The organism is Streptomyces sp. NPDC033966 (assembly GCF_055575955.1).
In genome coordinates, this window is record NZ_JBVIRQ010000011.1 from 1 (window position 1) to 15,818 (window position 15,818).

Annotated in this window: 18 protein-coding genes; 9 read left to right on the forward strand and 9 right to left on the reverse strand. The window is 68.4% G+C overall.

From position 1 onward, the window contains the following. Positions 1–604: 604 nt before the first annotated feature. Together ACZ518_RS27890 and ACZ518_RS27895 are read right to left on the reverse strand one after the other, a co-directional pair. Positions 605–943 carry a hypothetical protein gene (locus ACZ518_RS27890; protein ID WP_469115761.1) on the reverse strand — a complete coding sequence of 113 codons (339 nt, stop codon included), beginning with the start codon at positions 941–943 and terminating at the stop codon, positions 605–607. Between the two features lie 47 nt (positions 944–990). Continuing rightward, a complete protein-coding gene (locus ACZ518_RS27895; protein ID WP_469115762.1) occupies positions 991–4,929 on the reverse strand; it encodes a polymorphic toxin-type HINT domain-containing protein in 3,939 nt (1,312 codons plus the stop codon). A 354-nt stretch (positions 4,930–5,283) separates the two neighbouring features. Here ACZ518_RS27895 and ACZ518_RS27900 point away from each other — a divergent pair, with 354 nt between their 5' ends. From ACZ518_RS27900 to ACZ518_RS27920, 5 genes are all read left to right on the forward strand, one after another. Next, positions 5,284–5,793, forward strand: a complete 510-nt coding sequence (locus ACZ518_RS27900) for a hypothetical protein (RefSeq protein WP_469115763.1) — start codon at positions 5,284–5,286, stop codon at positions 5,791–5,793. Between the two features lie 319 nt (positions 5,794–6,112). Then, on the forward strand, positions 6,113–7,645 hold the full coding sequence (locus ACZ518_RS27905; RefSeq protein ID WP_469115764.1) for an FG-GAP-like repeat-containing protein: 1,533 nt from the start codon (positions 6,113–6,115) through the stop codon (positions 7,643–7,645). Positions 7,646–7,848: 203 nt separating this feature from the next. Further along, positions 7,849–8,772, forward strand: a complete 924-nt coding sequence (locus ACZ518_RS27910; protein WP_469115999.1) for a D-alanyl-D-alanine carboxypeptidase family protein — start codon at positions 7,849–7,851, stop codon at positions 8,770–8,772. Positions 8,773–8,934: 162 nt separating this feature from the next. Continuing rightward, positions 8,935–9,543 (forward strand): RDD family protein, encoded by a 609-nt coding sequence (locus ACZ518_RS27915; RefSeq protein WP_469115765.1) that lies wholly within the window; start codon positions 8,935–8,937, stop codon positions 9,541–9,543. 393 nt (positions 9,544–9,936) lie between these two features. Further along, complete coding sequence (locus ACZ518_RS27920) at positions 9,937–10,626, forward strand: DUF3152 domain-containing protein (RefSeq protein WP_469115766.1); 690 nt, start codon at positions 9,937–9,939, stop codon at positions 10,624–10,626. On the opposite strand, the gene ACZ518_RS27925 is transcribed toward ACZ518_RS27920, so the two are convergent. The 3 genes from ACZ518_RS27925 to ACZ518_RS27935 all read right to left on the reverse strand — a co-directional run bounded on the left by ACZ518_RS27925 (position 10,544) and on the right by ACZ518_RS27935 (position 11,810). Beyond that, positions 10,544–10,987: a hypothetical protein gene (locus tag ACZ518_RS27925; protein WP_469115767.1), complete on the reverse strand. Its 444-nt coding sequence runs from the start codon at positions 10,985–10,987 to the stop codon at positions 10,544–10,546. The two genes, ACZ518_RS27920 and ACZ518_RS27925, sit on opposite strands and share 83 nt — an antisense overlap. After that, a complete protein-coding gene (locus ACZ518_RS27930) occupies positions 10,959–11,276 on the reverse strand; it encodes a hypothetical protein (protein WP_469115768.1) in 318 nt (105 codons plus the stop codon). The genes ACZ518_RS27925 and ACZ518_RS27930 overlap by 29 nt, the downstream gene beginning before the upstream one ends. Before the next feature lie 228 nt (positions 11,277–11,504). Then, entirely contained in the window at positions 11,505–11,810 is a 306-nt protein-coding gene (locus tag ACZ518_RS27935) for a hypothetical protein (protein WP_469115769.1), read from the reverse strand. A 90-nt stretch (positions 11,811–11,900) separates the two neighbouring features. Here ACZ518_RS27935 and ACZ518_RS27940 point away from each other — a divergent pair, with 90 nt between their 5' ends. Beyond that, positions 11,901–12,236: a DUF6233 domain-containing protein gene (locus ACZ518_RS27940; protein ID WP_469115770.1), complete on the forward strand. Its 336-nt coding sequence runs from the start codon at positions 11,901–11,903 to the stop codon at positions 12,234–12,236. Positions 12,237–12,259: 23 nt separating this feature from the next. Further along, the gene (locus ACZ518_RS27945) at positions 12,260–12,409 is read left to right on the forward strand and encodes a hypothetical protein (protein WP_469116009.1); all 150 of its coding nucleotides are present in this window, start codon (positions 12,260–12,262) and stop codon (positions 12,407–12,409) included. On the opposite strand, the gene ACZ518_RS27950 is transcribed toward ACZ518_RS27945, so the two are convergent. Continuing rightward, the gene (locus tag ACZ518_RS27950) at positions 12,399–12,752 is read right to left on the reverse strand and encodes a hypothetical protein (RefSeq protein ID WP_469115771.1); all 354 of its coding nucleotides are present in this window, start codon (positions 12,750–12,752) and stop codon (positions 12,399–12,401) included. The genes ACZ518_RS27945 and ACZ518_RS27950 overlap by 11 nt on opposite strands. A 376-nt stretch (positions 12,753–13,128) precedes the next feature. Between ACZ518_RS27950 and ACZ518_RS27955 the strand changes: the two genes are divergently transcribed. After that, on the forward strand, positions 13,129–13,749 hold the full coding sequence (locus ACZ518_RS27955) for a hypothetical protein (protein ID WP_469115772.1): 621 nt from the start codon (positions 13,129–13,131) through the stop codon (positions 13,747–13,749). A gap of 92 nt (positions 13,750–13,841) precedes the next feature. On the opposite strand, the gene ACZ518_RS27960 is transcribed toward ACZ518_RS27955, so the two are convergent. Together ACZ518_RS27960 and ACZ518_RS27965 are read right to left on the reverse strand one after the other, a co-directional pair. Further along, positions 13,842–14,090, reverse strand: a complete 249-nt coding sequence (locus tag ACZ518_RS27960; RefSeq protein WP_469115773.1) for a hypothetical protein — start codon at positions 14,088–14,090, stop codon at positions 13,842–13,844. Continuing rightward, positions 14,087–14,434, reverse strand: a complete 348-nt coding sequence (locus tag ACZ518_RS27965; protein WP_469115774.1) for a DUF6354 family protein — start codon at positions 14,432–14,434, stop codon at positions 14,087–14,089. The genes ACZ518_RS27960 and ACZ518_RS27965 overlap by 4 nt, the downstream gene beginning before the upstream one ends. Before the next feature lie 449 nt (positions 14,435–14,883). On the opposite strand from ACZ518_RS27965, the gene ACZ518_RS27970 reads away from it, so the two are divergent. Then, a complete protein-coding gene (locus ACZ518_RS27970) occupies positions 14,884–15,015 on the forward strand; it encodes a hypothetical protein (protein ID WP_469115775.1) in 132 nt (43 codons plus the stop codon). Between the two features lie 69 nt (positions 15,016–15,084). Here ACZ518_RS27970 and ACZ518_RS27975 read toward each other — a convergent pair whose 3' ends face one another. Further along, complete coding sequence (locus ACZ518_RS27975; RefSeq protein WP_469115776.1) at positions 15,085–15,807, reverse strand: hypothetical protein; 723 nt, start codon at positions 15,805–15,807, stop codon at positions 15,085–15,087. Between the last annotated feature and the right edge of the window lie 11 nt (positions 15,808–15,818).

A 15,818-nucleotide genomic window follows, 5' to 3' on the forward strand; every position in this document is an offset into this window, starting at 1 on the left:
CCGCTACGACAAGCGCGGCCACGTCTACCTCGGCACGGCCACGGCCGCCGCCGTCATCATCTGGCTTCGCACATGATCGGCCGGACAACTCCTAGGGACGGCGCACTGCACCATTGCCTTGCCAACTCGCGAGCCCTGAGCCGCATCCTCAACGGCATCGGCCACCTTCTTGACGAGCTTCAGCTTGCCGACAGAGAGAACACCTACGACGGCCATGGTGCAGTCAACCCAGGCGGGCTCCCTGACGCACCTTTCGATGTCACCTCCGCCCGAAAGCTCCCAAAGCACCTTCCCAGCGAGCTTGGCGGCCAGCTGCGTCTGTTCCCACTCGGGTATGTGGGGAAAGACGATCTCGTCGACGTCGGCGGAGAGGCAGGCATGGTGGCGGAGGTCGGACCGGGTTCGGTACTGGCATCACTGCCAGCCCGTTTCCCGACCCGTCCTCCCAACCCGCCCTGCCCATCACTAGCTAGGAAACGGGCTCCCCACAGACGCATGCCACTGCGGCCGCTTGGGCAGCACCAGCCACTCCGGGAGTGGGGAGCCATCCACGGCGGTACAGACCCAGGCGGACTCACGAAGCTCCATGAACGCAGGGCCCCGGCTAAGCGATTCCGGAAGAATCTTCGACCCCGCCAGACGTCGCCCCGCCGGCATTCATCAGCCCGCCAGCCAGCGCAAGTGCCTGCTCCCGAAAGAAGCCGATTCTCTCATAGAATACTTCCTCAGAGGGCATCAAGACCGGAGCGGAAATCAGTGCCGCAAACAGCACATGAATCTCACTTAGCTGAAATTCCGAATCCGGCCCGCCGACTTTCTCCTTTAGCCGTGCAGCGTTTGCGCGATCGACGCCAAGGCGCACAATCGAAGGGCGGTCCCCTTCGGGACGATCCGCGTGAAACATAAGCGTTTCACAAATTAGCTCTTTCTGCACCTCAGTCAATCTCAAGAGGACTCCAGCGCGAGTCGCTGTGGCTGCGACCTTTATTCTCATGGCGTCACAAACCTCCCACTCTCAAAGGCGCCTTTAGCGTACTTAAATCCGTGGATGTTACGGCCAGTCGTTACGATTAGCACACCCCGATTGGAATCGTACGCCACGCGCGATCCGGTCTTAGTGTCTATATGCGTCATCTTGCCTCGCCACGACGCAAAGTAGGAACCCAGTGCATCAGGGTCATGCCCTATACCGGGAAGGTCGTGATCCGCAGCAGTGGCAGAGCCGTCATGCATCCTCTGCACCTGGTAGTCGACACCGTCGGCTACATCAGGACCGTGTGCACTATCTATTCGGTCATAGGTGTCATCATCGAGCCCACCATTGACAGGGTCCCTTCCGTTGCAATTGTGAACGAGAACTGGCGTGGCGCCTGCCAGCACATAGTACGTGTGGAGGTCGTTGACGGTGAGGTTGTAGGCGGGCTGGAGGCCGGTCCAGTGGCGGACACTGGTGATCTGCGTCGGGTCGCCTGTGGGGGTACGGAGGGTGTCCTGCGGGGTGAGGTCGGCCGCGTTCTTCCACTTCTTGCCGTTTTCGGACCAGAAGGGGTGATGGCCGGTGGTGGTAAGGGAGCCTCCGCCTTGTTTGCTGTCGAGAGTGAGACTGGTGAATTCACGGTCGTCGGGGGTGTAGATGGTCGCGTCCACACGGCGTGCTCTGGTGACCCCGGTCTCAGGGTCGGTGGCAAGGACCTGGTCGCCCACGGCAAGCTGCTCAATCGGGCGAGTCGTGTGGTCGCCCATCAAGACGCGCGTGCCGGCAGGGAAGCTGTGCTTCGGCTCGAGGACGCACTTCGCCGCCTTCTTGCCGGCCCGGGAGCCCTTGGCCGCTTCCTCAATGGCGTCGGCCACCTTCTTGACGATCTTGAGCTTACCGATGGGGGCGACACCTACGACAGCCATGGCGCAGTCGCCCAAGGCGGGTTCCTTGATGCACTTCTCAATGTCGGCGCCGCCGGAAAACTCCCAGGCGACCTTGCCAATCATTACGGCGAGTTCCCAGGAGGGTTTGGCGAACACAATGTCGTCTGCGTCGGCGCCCATCATGCAGGGGGGCAGGCTGTCCCGGTTGAAGGGGACGATGCACTTCGGTCGCTTCTTCTTCGCGGCCTCGGCCTGCTTCTTCCAGTCTTCCTCGGCCTGACGTCGCAGTTCGGCGATCTCCGCCTCACGCTTGGTCTTGACGTCGGCCCAGGCCTGGGAGGCGTAGGCCTCGGCCTCGTCCTTGCTCTTGCCAGCAGCAAGGGCGGAGGCGCGTGCCTCTCCGGCCGCCGCGTCGGCCTCGCGGGCAGACTGGCGCGCGTAGCCGGCAGAGAACTCGGCCTGGGCCGCGGAAGCCTCGGCGGCGTCGGCGTCACGGTCCGCCGCAGTCGCGGCGTTGCGTGCGGTAACGGCCGACTGCCGGGCCTTGGTCGAGCTGGCTTCGGCGGCATCAGCGGACTTCTTGGCGCTGACGGCGTAGCCCGCCGCGGCGTCGGCGGACTTCTTGGCCTCACCGGCGGCCTCGGCAGCCTCGCCGGCGGCCTGCTTGGCCTTGGCGGCGGCTTCTGCTGCGCGCCAGCGGTTGGTCTGGGCCTTGGCCGCGACGATCTCGCCCTCGGTGAGGAGGCGGTCGATCTGTGAGCGGTGGTGGTCGGTGAGGTCGTCCTTGCGTGCGGCCATGTACTGGCCGACGGTGACGAACTCGTGCAGCTTCTCAGGCGGTCCTTCCATGGCGGCCTTGGCTGCCGCCTTGACCTCGGCTCCTCCGCTGTTGACGAGCTTGGAGGCGATGACGTCCTCGTCGGTCCGACGGGCGGAGTACTGGCCGATCTCCAGGAACGTGGCCAGTGCCCTGCCACTGCCGTCGGCCAAGGCTGCCTTGGAGGCCTCCTTGACGCTCGGCCCGCCCGTGTTGTTGATCTTCGAGACGGCGACGTAGAGGTCGTCCTGGCCCGCCTCGTACCGGCCCTTCGCGTAGTAGTCGGCTATCTGCTGCGGGGTGCCCTTCAGCGCCTCAACCGCACCCTGACGCATGGACGGGTACGGGCTTGAGACACTCAGCTGCAGGACCTTGTCCCGCGTCTCCTCCTGGTTGGCCTTCTGCCAACCGGTGCGCAGGTAGTCCAGGACATCCGTGTCCGAGCCGGCCAGAGCTCTGGTGGCGGCCTGCTGGCTCCAGGGGCCACGCAGCTTGAGGGCGTCCAGCGCAAGCTTGCGGCCCTTGGCCGCAGTCGCGGCCACGTCGGCGTCGGGCTTGGCCGCCTCGGTGGCCAGGGCAGCGGCGGTGGCATCGAGGGCGCGTGCTTGGAGGGCGATTTCCGCCGTCTTGGAGACCAGGCGTTCGCTCTGTGCCTTTTCCGACCGGGAGCGCTCGAGTGCGGCCTCAGCTCGGCCGGTCAGTTCCTCGGTCTCGACCTCCAACGCGATCTGGTGGACGTTCTTGGCCGTGTTGACGGCCGTGGTCGCTGCATCGGCCGCTTCCTTGGCCGCGTCGGCGTGCTTGCGGGAGTCTTCTGCCGCGTTGGCAGACTGGCCCGCGTACTTCGCCGCCTGCTCCGCTGCCTGCGCTGCCTTCTCGGCATGATTCGCCGCGGTGTTCGCGGCGTCCCGTGCCGCGAAAGCGGCATCGGCGGACCGGCGGGCAAGCGCACCCGCGTTGTTGGCGGCGCGGTTGGCGGCGTTCGCGTGCCGGCGTGCCTCGGCTGCGGCGTTGCGGGCCTCGGCCGAGTGGACACCTGCGGCGTCGGCGTATCCGTTCGCCGCCTCGGCGGCATCGGCTGCCGCGTTGGCGTTGGCGCTGGCGCTGCGGGAAGCGTCGGCCGCTCGGCCCGCTGCCTGCGACGCCTTGCCGGCCTGCTCAGCCGCCTTGGCCGATTCCCGCGTCAGGAAGGCCATGTTCCGGGCCACGGCCGCGGCTTGCTTGGCTGCTTCGGCCTTGCCTGCGTCGGCGCCGGCGGCGATGGCCGCGTTGTAGGCGTCGTTCGCCGCGTTCGCGGCCTGCGCAGCCGCGTTCGCCGTCTGAGCGGCTGCCAGGGATGCGATGCGGGCCGACCGGCTGGCGGCATTGGCCGAGCCGATGGCCTGCTGAGCAGCCGCAGCCGCGGCCCGTGCCGCCTCCGCAGCCTGCTGGGCCTTCACAGAGGCACGGCCGGCGTCCTTGCGGGCGGCTTCCGTTTCGCGGGCAGCCTTCTGCGCGGCTTCCTTCGCCAGGTTGGAGGCGGCAACCGCGCGTGCGGAGGCCTCTTCCGACTTCTTCGTCGCCTCCTCGGCTTGCTGGCCAGCCTGCTTGGCCTGCTCGGTCAGCTGCTCGATGGTGGCGTGTTCCTGGTCCCGGTTGCGGGCGACGAATTGCCCCACCTCCAGGAACTCGGCGATGTCGTCGGGCGTGCCCTGCAGGGCCGCCTTCCCGGCAGCCTTCATGTTCGGGCCACCGAAGTTGATGAGCTTGGAGACCTCGACGTCGTTGTCGATCTCCCGCTCCTTGTACTGCCCCTCCTCAAGGAACTTCGTGACTGCCGCAGGTCCGGCCTGGAGCGCAGCCTTGCCCGCTTCTTTGACGCCAGGACCGCCGAAGTTGATGACACGGGATGCCTCGACGTCATGGTCCTCCTGCTGCGGCTTCTGCCACCCGCTGTGCAGGAACTCACGCAGCTGCTCCGGAGTGCCCTGAAGTGCCGCCTTCGTCGCCTCACGAACCGCGGGACCACCAACGTTGAAAACCCGGCTCGCCGCGACGTAGTCATCGTCGTACTGGAGCGCCTCGGCCTCATCCAGGAACTTCCGGATGTCATCGGGGCCCCCGAGGAGAGCCCGCTCCGCAGCCTCCCGAACCCCTGCGCCGCCGTTCTGCCATGCGTACACAACCAAGGGGCGGTTTGAGGCGATCTCCTCCTCAGCTGCTGCGGCAGGTGCCCCCAGCAGGCCTACGGTCAACACCGCGGGCAGCACGACACCGCATATCCCGCGGAGTCTTCTTCCCCTCCTTCGGGATGGCGTTGCGGAGCCTAATGCTCCGGAATGGAATGTTCGCCGGTTCATGCGACGGTTCCCCCTTGCTCGATATCGCGCCAATGCACTCGCAATTGGCCATTCGGAATTAATGAATCCACTTAGTCGGCATGCTGAAGTTCACAGACAGACGGTCGACAATCAGCCATTCCCCAAGGAAGGTGCGGCCGAATTCCGTCGATCCCCCGGGATTCAAGACAGCGAGTGGATCATACATGTGGTTTACTTTCGGCAATTCCTGAGGGCTTCCTGCACAGGACCCGCCCTCCTCATTCCTGAACCTGAAGGAAAACCGTGGCGATATCCCGTGCCCGTAAGGCACTGTTCACTGCGTTCGTCGGAGCGACCGCTGCCCTCGGCGCGTTCGCGACTCTTGGTGTGGCCCACGCCGGCCCCCAAGCCCCCTCCAGCGTGGCGGCCGGTGGCGAGATGCCTGACGCCGTCGAGGACTTCGCCTACCCGAACGCCGCGAAGATCCAGGCCGAGCAGCGGATCCTCCTCAAGCGTGGCGACGGTCACATCACCCTCACCGACTGCGCCGCCGGGACGCCGGACATCAAGGTCCGGTCCCGCACCGGCCAGAACTTCTTCTGCTTCGACGTCAACGCTCCCAAGGGCTACGTCACGCTCGAGCTTCCCGCGTCCTACGGCCTGTGGACGGGTGACTACCCGGTCAAGGCCACCATCACCGCCGGCGGCGCCCAGACCGTCATCGACGCGCCAGCCAACGACTACAAGCCGTTCGGCGAAACGGGCAACAGCGGTACCAGCTCCATCCTCGTCGAGCTCCGCGTCACAGGCTGACCAGCGGTGATGCGGCTGCCATTTTTCGCCATAGGAATCAGCCACCATCGTCGGAATATTGAGTTCCTCGGCAGGCTCTGGACGACGCGGCGGAAAACAGCTGTGCCGATAATCTCTGTAGTCGACTAACGCACTCCCCCCTGCGCAGCGTGCGGACATGGGCTGCAGCCTGGCCGAATATCGCGCGCAGCCCGCTCAAATCGCCCCCGGCGAATCTTCGTCGCCAGCTGGTCTTGCGCCACCCGCCGTCCGGACAGATCGTCGCCGACACCCGGCTCTGCGATATCCACGCGCACACTCTCCCGAAAGACATTTACTGATGCCTTCTCACCGTTCCCGTCACCCGCGGGTCGCGGCCGCCGCAGCCGCGGCCACCGCGATCGTGCTCACCGCCACGCCGGCCTCCTCCCTGTCCGGCGTGCCCGTCACCGACGGAAGTCGCGCCTTTACCGCGAAGATCGTCTTCGGTGATCACCTCAAGGGCTGCTCGGGCGTCCTGGTCGACAAGAGCTACGTCCTCACGGCGGCCAACTGCGTTTCGGCCACCAGCGCCAGACCCGTCAGCGGCAAGCTTCAGGACAAGACCACGGTTACCGTCGGCCGTGCGGACCTCAACAACGGCACCACTGGCGCCGTCGTCGAGGCCACCGATGTGATCGTCCACCCGGAGCGCAATGTCGCCCTGCTCAAGCTGGGCGCGCCAGTCGCCAATGTCGCCCCGGCGGTGCTGTCCGGTCAGACGCCCGCCGCTGGGCAAGCCCTTTACAGCGCCGGCTTCGGGCGGACCGCGACCAGCTGGGTTCCGGGGCTGCTCAACAGCGGGCAGTTCAACGTCACCGCCACCACCGCCGACGCCGTCGTCGACCTCGAGCCCGTCGGTGACGCGGCGCTGTGCCAGGGCGACGCGGGCGGGCCGCTCACGCGTGAGAACGCGGGGCAGCAGGAGTTGGTCGCGCTGACCACCGGTTCCTGGCTCGGTTCCTGCCTCGGCGCCCCCGAGGGCGAGACCCGCAGGGGAGCTCGTGCCGTCCGTGTCGACGACCTCGGGCAGTGGATCAAGGCCAGCGTCACCGTGCCCGGGCCCGACACCAGCAACCTGACCGACCACCGTGTCCTGGCCGACTTCAACGGCGACGGCAAGGCCGACCTGGCCGCCGTCGACAAGAACGGCACCCTCCAGGTCTACCGCGGCCGTGCCGAGGGCACTTTCGAGCCGACCTCGACGGCGGTCGGAACCCCCGGGGTGTGGAAGACGGTCCAGCGTGTCTTCGCCGGCGACTTCAACGGCGACGGCAAGCGTGACATCGCCGCCGTCTGGGAGAGCGACCGCATCCTCCTGCACGCCGGCAAGGGCGACGGCACCTTCGCCACCACCGTCACCCTCAGCCCGCAGAACGCCACCTGGGCCCAGCTCAAGCACCTCACCCGCTACAAGCTCGACCCCGCCAGCCCCAAGGACGGCGTCCTGGCGACCCGCCCCAACGGCGAGCTGTACGCCTACAAGGTCGGCAGCAACGGTCAGCTCGACTTCAGCGGCGGCAGGAAGATCTGGCCCGACGCCTCCTTCCAGAACGTCATCATCCTCGGCACCGGTGACTTCAACGGCGACGGCCGTGACGACGTCGTCGGCGTCTGGGACAACGGCGCCCTGGTCCGCTGGACCGGCAACGCCGCCGGAACGCTCGACTCCGGCGGTCTGGCCGCGGCCGGCACCTGGACTGACCTGAAGATCGTCACTGGTGACGTCGACGGCGACGGCAAGCTCGACATCGTCAGCTGGAAGGGCAACAAGATGTCCTTCCACCGTGGCAGGGGCAACGGCACCTTCGAAGGCGTGGGCGTCCAGCTCTGATTCAGGACCGGGCGTCCCGTCGTCCCAGGCAGCCGGTACACCAGCTGCGTGCGGCGACGGGCGCGCCCACCGGATCACGGCGGCTTCGGCTGACAGCAACGCAGTGGTCCGGCGTGCGTTTCCCGGACGGGGCGCCCTTGCGGCACCTCCCGTCCCGTCCGGGTTCTTCAACACGATCAAGGACAGAAGTGATCTCCCACCTGATGCGGCGCGCCAAGGGCGCGCTCGCAGTGACCATCGCCACCGGTGCCCTGCTCACGGCCACGGCACCCGCCCAGGCCGCGCCCGCGCCGACCCTCACCGCGGCCGGCGCGATCGTGATCAACGGCACCAGCGGCAGCACGCTCATGGCCAAGGACGCCGACACCAAACGCCCGATGGCCAGCACCACCAAGATCATGACCGCCGTGGTGGTCACGACCCTGCCGGGTCTCAACCTCGACCAGAAGGTCACCGTCAAGCAGGAGTACCTGGACTACGTCGCCCGCGAGGGGGCGAGTTCGGCGCAGCTCAAGGCCGGGGCCACCCCGACGGTCCGTCAGCTGCTGTACGGGATGATGCTGCCGTCGGGCTGCGACGCCTCGTACGCCCTCGCGGGCGCCCTCGGCACGGGTACGACCATGGCGGCCCGCACGGCGGACTTCATCGCGAAGATGAACGCCAAGGGGCGGGAACTGGGTCTGACCAACACCGTCTTCGACTCCTTCGACGGCATCTCGTCGACCGGCAAGAACGTCTCCACCCCGCGCGACCTCGCCAAGCTCACCCAGTACGCGATGACCGACTCCCTGTTCCAGACGCTGGTGAAGACCACCACGTACAGCACGGGCGGCACGGCCACCGTCGGCAGCTGGAGCAACACCAACCTCCTGATCCAGCCGCGCCCGACCGGCTACGCGGTCCCGGGCGCGCTCGGCGTCAAGACCGGCACCACCACCGCGGCCGGCAAGTGCCTGGTCTTCTCCGTCACCCGCAACGGGAAGACGATCATCGGGGTCCTGCTGAACGACGAGGAGCGGTACATGGACTCCATGGCCCTCTCCGACTGGGCCCTCGGCCCGGCCGCCGGTCCAAAGAACGCCCTCCAGCGCAGCAACACCGACCCGATCCCCGACGTCCTCGACTGACGGTGATGACGTGACCTCCGTGGTGTCGCCGAGGGAACGCTCCTGACGTCGATTCCCACCTCGCCGAGTTCCTGCTGTCGGCCCGGCGAGGTGGGTCTCCGTGCGGTGTGCGTCCCCCTCGGCCCACGTTCTCCCTGAACGCCCAAACGAAGAGATCTCACCATGAGCTTCGGCGACCCGAACAACCCGTACGGCCAGCGGCCCCCACAGGGCCAGTCCGGATACCCGCAGCAGGCCCCGCAGTACGGCTACCCCCAGCAGGGCGTGCCCCCGCAGTACGGATACCTCCAGCAGCACCCGCAGCCCGCTCCGTACCACTCCCCCGCTTCCGGCATGACGGGCGGGATGCCCGAGCAGGCCCACTGGGGGCTGCGCGTCGGGGCTGACCTGCTCGACACCCTGATCATCCTCGGCCCGATGTACGCGCTGGGCCTCATCGACCTCGCCATGGCCGCCGACCCGGACAAGGCCGAACCTGGCGTCTTCTTCGTAGTCGGCCTCGTGTACGCGGTCGCCATGGGCTTCTTCCAGCTCTTCAAGGAGGGCTCTACCGGCCAGACGACCGGCAAGAAGGCGCTCGGCATCAGCCTGCGCCGCGAAGCCGACGGCAGCACCTGCGGATTCGGCCTGGCCTTCGTCCGCAAGCTGGCCCACATCCTCGACAGCCTCCCCTGCCACATCGGCTGGCTGTGGCCGATCTGGGACCCCAAGAAGCAGACCTTCGCCGACAAGGTGTGCAGCACCGTCGTCATCCGAGTCCCCAAGGGCTGAGACCGCTCCTCACCACCGCGCGAGAGCGGCCACGGGCCGGTCCGAGTCGCCGTCCTCGTGGCGGCGGGATCACACGCGACGCACCGAGGCCACGGTCGTGCGAGGTTCCGCAGCTTTCGCACCGCCAGGGGCGCACGCTCAGCAGCTTCGTCGAACAGTGCCGTCTCCTCAGTTCTACGTACCGAGTTTCCAGGGGGAAGGCCGAACGGACACGTTCCGGACGGCAAACGTATGCGCAGGTCGAACAGCACACGCAGCGGGGGACGCAGTTCCGCCCGCATGGCCCGAGCCCGCACCAAGCGCCGCAGACGGCAACGCAGCACACTCCTGGGGCTGGTATGTGCGGCTGGCGGGGCCGGGGTCGCGGTGGTCCTGCTCGGGGTGGACCCGCCTGTGGACGGGTCCGGGGCCCAGGCGGCCCTGCGTCCGGGGCCGTCCTCCCCGGCCCCGCCGCTGCCCTCCACGTCGCCTTCTGCGAAGCCCACGCCCGAACCGAGCCGGACCTCGCACAGCGACGTGCCCCCGTCGGGGGCGGGTACCTTCACCGCCGCCAAGGTCTCGGCCGGCAAGCACGGCAACGGGCCCGTGCGGCGCTATCGGGTGGAAGTCGAGGACGGCTCCGGCCTGGACGCCAACCAGGCCGCGCGGGAGGTGGACACGGTCCTCGCGGACCGGCGGGGGTGGATCCGGGACGAGCGGTACGGCTTCCAGCTGGCCGCGCAGGGCGCGGTGGACTTCACCGTACGGATCGCCACGCCGCAGACCACGAACCGGCTGTGCGAGGTCACCACTCCCGAACTGGTCGGAGAGACCAACTGCAGTACCAACCACACGGTCGTGGTCAACCTCAAGCGGTGGCAGCGGGGTTCGCCCCAGTTCGACGGACCGGTCTCCGAATACCGGGCGCTGATCATCAACCACGAAGTCGGCCACGAGATAGGCCGCGGCCACGAAGCGTGCCCGGCTCCGGGCAAGCCGGCCCCCGCGATGATGCAGCAGCTCAAGGGACTGGCAGGTTGCGAGGCCAATGCATGGCCCCACGACCGCAAGGGCAGGTACCTGTCGGGCCCGGCAGTGCCATAAAGAGCGTTTTCGTCACCGCGGGTCCGGCCGCCGGAACGGCGGCGCCAGGCTGGGCCAGGAGCGCGGCGACCGCCCGGTCGACACCGACACCGTGGCGGTGCGCGGCGGTCAGGAATCCGGCGACATCGACCCCTTGTTGGTCGAGGAGCGCCATGTCCGGCCAGGCCGGGGAGGCCAGCATCGCGTCGCGCACCAGGCCCTCAGGCATCGTCTTCTTGAGCAGCTTCACCCACCGGTCGGTGCCCACCGCGCTGATGCGGGCCCGCTTGGCCTCCACCGCCTGGTGCACGCTCCTGGCCGCCCGCCCGAGCCGGAGCAGAAACGTGCTCAGGTCAACCCAGGCCCTCTGCAGCAGAATCATCTGGCCCCGCCATCGCCCGCCAGTCCGCCCCCGGCACCCGGCTGGCCAGAACAGCAGCGCCACGACCGCGGAGGAGCTTCGCCAGCGGATGGCCCTGCCGGTGGGCATCGTGTGGGTCTGTGGCGCCCGCCAGCAGCAGGGGCACATCGTGCACCCGAGCGTGGACGCGGCCCGCCACGACGCCGGCCGCCACGCCCTCGCCGCCCACGGCGACACCGTCGCCCTCGCGGAAATCGAGCTGCGCCTGGTCGACGCCCACGATGCCGACATCCGCCGGCAGCAGCGCCACCCGGACGCCCGGGTAAGGACCCTCCTCCCGGTCGAGGACCCCTTCACGCCCATGCCGCCGCTGTCGCCGCTCCAGGAGGAACTGCTGTGCGACGCACTCGGGCTGCGACCTCCAAGCCCGACACCGTCGGCGCCGCACAGCCTGACCGGGCCGACAGGACGACGGTGCCGCTCCAGCTGTGGATCACCGCACGTCGCGGCGCACGGCCCGCGCTTCACCCAAGCAGTGCTACTCGTCTTCCGGCCACACCTGAGGGTCTTTCCCGCCCCGCACTTCACTCGTGAGCCGGGCCTCGACATCGATCCGGCGCTGCACACTGTCCTTCGCCCACTTCGCAACAGCCTCCTGGACCACATCCACCGCCTCGGCCCACCGGTTCCGCGCCGCCTCCCACTCCTGATGGGCCTCGGCCGTCCAGCCCTCCCCGGCCGACGGCCAGCCGCGCCGCTCCTGGATCTCACGCAGTCGCGCCCACGCGGTATCCGCACGCTTCCGGTCCCGGATCAGATCGTCATTAAGTGCGATATCAGCCACGAACGGTGCCTAAGACCACCCCGCCCCACGCCACACCGACCCCGGAACCAACCTCGGGCAGGCTCTTCCCTCTGGCCTATAATCGAACTTGTGTCCGAAAGTCATCCGTCGCGTCTCGACCTCCTCCGCTTCCTGGAAAAAGTCCAGGTCAGGGACCTGGAGCGGACACGTGACTGGATCGCCGCCGAGGAGCAGCGCGCAGCATTCGAGGCCGTCCGGCGGCCGGCTCCGCCGCCGCCGGAATGGCTGAACGAGCACGGGATCGGCACCGGCCGGCCCGCCGTCCGCGTCCACGTCGGCAGCTGCTGGGACACCCGGACCCGGTGCAAGCCGGCGTCGGCCGACGCCGCCCGGCGGGCTCTCGCCGAGGGCATTCCCGCCTGCCCGCACTGCCGCCCCGACACCGCCCTCGGAGTGCTGGAATGACCGGGCACCGCCACGGTGGAGGGATGAGCCCTGCCCTGCGCGTCATCGTCTACCCGCCGGACGCCCAGGGCGGGCGCCGCGTACGCGTCGACGGCGAGATCCTCGGCCGCGCCCTCGACCCCGGCCCGGGCATGGGGTGGCGGTCCGCACTGCTGCGCCGGGTCAGACGGTAGGCGAGCCGGTGTAGTCGTGGCGTCCGTAGCCGCGGCCGTCGCCGTGCCAGTCCAGGAACAGCACCGAGTCAGCCAGGGCGCCGGGCCCGGCCCGGTGACGGATGGTCCCGGTCCGGTAGTGACCGTCATAGTTCCCGCCGGACGTGCTGCCCTCCAGCCGGCGCTCGATCTCCGTGAAGTCGTGCTCGATCACCACGGGGTCGGTGCCGTCGCGGGACAGCTTGATCTGCAACCGCAGCTTGGCCCCGTAGAAGATCGTCGGGTCGCCCACCTCGCGGAACCTGGTTCCGTCCCACTTCGCTTCGGCGTAGGCGTAGACCGTGCCCCGGAGCGTGCAGCGCACGTCTTGACCGTGATCTTCCAGTTGTCCGGCCACGGCCCGTCATAACTGCTGTCGTCGATGTCCTGCGCACCGGACACGCACTTGTAGACCGGCCCGGCCGTCGCAGTGGGTGCGCCCGGCGCGGCCACCGCCACGACGGCGAGCACGGTCACGGCCGCGCGCTTGATGATGTTCATGCCCGGTCAATGCCGGTAGCGCCAGGGACGACACGGCCCGGTCCCGAATCCGCCCCCTTCGGGGTCTGCGAGGGCTGTTGCGGGGTGTCCCGGATCCTGACGCCGATCTCTACCGGGATGTCGGGCCCCACGCTGTGCAGGTACAGGTGGTAGCCGTTGTTTCTCGGATTCCGGCGTCAGTCCGGCTTATGCTGGCCGCCATGGGTCTGGATCTCATGCTCTTCATGGCGGACTGGAAGTATTTGAGCGCCATACCCGTCGAGAAGCGGGTTGAGGCGCTGCATGATGCCGTTTGGCCACCGGAGCTTGACGACGAGGACTACCTCAACAGGCCGCGCGGCGGCTGGACATGGCTCCCGGACCGCGAGTCCGCTTGGTGCGCCGAGTACGACTTCTTCACCACCACGGGCGCCTACCGCTACCACGCCCGCGCGGGAAGTGCATGGGCCGACGTACGGCCCCTCCTCGGCACGTACATGCGCGAGACGACGGACATCTTCCTCAGCGGTCTGATCTGGGACGCGGACCCGGCCGACGACCCTGCGCTGACCGGCGGCGGAGGCTTCTTCCCCCCGAACACCGACCGCTGGCACCCATCGCTCCTTCTGGTATGCCCGCCCGAGGCCCTGCCCGCCAAGGCCCGCGCCTGGACGCAGGTGGAATCCCGCCTTGAAGAGCTGCGCGTCCCGTTCGCCGCCGAATGCGAAGGCTGGGCAGGACGCCCGGACACCTTCGAGGACTTCACAGCACTTCTGCGTGAATGGGGCAACGTAATCACCGAGTCTGCGCGCCGCGGTTGGGGACTGGTGGGTCTGCCCTAGCCATCCGCCGCGAAAGGAGCGCGGCCCGCATGTGCAGACGGTCGGCCTTGACCCCCAGAAGTCATCGTGTCCGGTGCGGACCGGCGGGACGGTCAGCCAGCTGTCGCGCGCCGCGCCTGCTGCCGCTCAGTGCAGCGGTGATCCGGCAGCGATTCCAGGTTGCCGCAGCGGACGCGGGTCCCGCAGTCCGAGCACTCCAGCGTCCCGGTCTCAAGCCAGCTCCGGTACCAGGCCTGCTCGCGTTCTGGCAGGTCCTTCGTCGCGGCCATGGGGTCGAGGACCTCCCCGAGGTGGCCGATGCCCGCGGCGAGGGCTTCCTGGACGATCGGTCCTACAGTCACCGGACCTCTCCCGCCGGGACGAGCCGGCGCAGCACGTGGAGGGCCGCGCGCGCGTAGTCGGGCGGGGTGGCCCCGGGGTGGTGGACTTCGGTGAGGGCGGTCAGCAGGGCCAGGTACTGGGGGTCGGCGTCGGCCGGGTCCTCGACGAGCTCGAATGCGGTGGACCGGCGCCGGGCGGAGCTCGCGTGGGTCTTGCGGCCGGCCGGGCCGCCCAGGTCGTGTTCGACAACGAGGTCGGCCCTTCCATTGCGGATCGCGGTGACGCGCAGCCGCCGGTCCCGGTCCTTCATGTCGGGGGCGAGGTCACGGTACAGCTGCCCCTCGACCACAGCACTCCTGCTCACGGGTGACTCCCCTTCTCCGGTACGGGCATTGGGCGAACGTGTCGCGGATGGTACGGGCCGAACGACCGGCCGCGCGCCGTCCGCAGGGTCCTGGTCCGGCGGAAGCGTCCCCAAAGGAGTCACACCTTTGAACCGATCGCGCTGCGCGACGCCGTCCTCGCCGCCCTCCAATCCGTCACCGGGCTGGACGGCCGGGCCACCAAAGGCGGTCCGGGAGACGGCCTGGTCTACGGCCTCGTCACCCGCACCGCCAGCGGCGGAGAGGCCTGGTGGCAGATCTCGGTACGGACCACCCCCGAGTCCCGGCCCACCGTTCCCGAACTCGATCCGACGCCCACTCTGCCGGCCTCCGGACCGGTCCGCGTCGGCGACATCGAGCTGCTCCTCGCCCACGCCGCGATGACGGCCGGCGCCGTCACGCCACCCGCTACAGCACCCGCGAGAACCCGTTGGCGCTCAAGTACGGCGTGCATGCGGAGTTCGAGGACGAGACGGCCGCGTTCCTCCAGCTGCAGTGGGCGCTCCGGCCCGGCGAGGAGCGACGGGACCACACGCAGGGCCAGCACCGCGACGAGGTGTAGGCAGGGGGAGGGCCTCGGTTTCAGCTGGCAGTGTGGATGTCACGGCTCCAAGGGACGCCAAGGCATGCGTCACACCGTGATGGCGATTCCGGTCTGCACCCGCTGTTTCGTGTAGACCTGCTCGGCGACGAGGTACGCCGGGGCTACGACCGACAGGGTCGGCAGATCAGGGTCACACGGGGGCCATGCCTCTTGCCATGCAGGATCGAGAAGATCGCCGGGCACGAGCTCGAAATCCCAGCTGAAGGGCATGCCTGTTCCCTGGGCACGGCGTCGCAGGTCGTTGGCTCGGTCGCACAGCTGCGCAGCAGCGCCGGCCAACGGGTCGATCCGTCCCCGGCCGACGGCTGCAAGCACGGCGCCGGTGGTCGGTGGCTCAACGCCGAAGAGGACGGCGCAGACTCTCCCGATGCTGCGCAGACGGGCGTCGCTGCGTTGGCTGGGTAGTGCTGCTGTGCGGACGAACGTCTGGATGCGTTGCTCCACGCAGACCGAGTACTGACGTGCGATGTCGAGGTGTTCGTTCCGATGACTGCCGTGGGGGGCGCCGCGGGCCGCAAGGAGTGCGTCCAGGCGGTTCTCCATCTGTTCAAGGCGCAGCTGCTGTTCGGCGTACTTTCGGCGGAGGTCGTTGTGATCGCGCTCCAGGATGGTCAGGCGCTGCGCTGTCTCCTGATAAGAGGAAGGCTGTGGCTCCCGCCAGCGCTCGGGCAGAGGGACGTGGCGGGTGGTGCTCTCGGAGTGGCTGAAGGGGACTTCTGTGGGCGAGGAGACCTCGTAGGAGTTGTTCAAGGAGTCCCGGC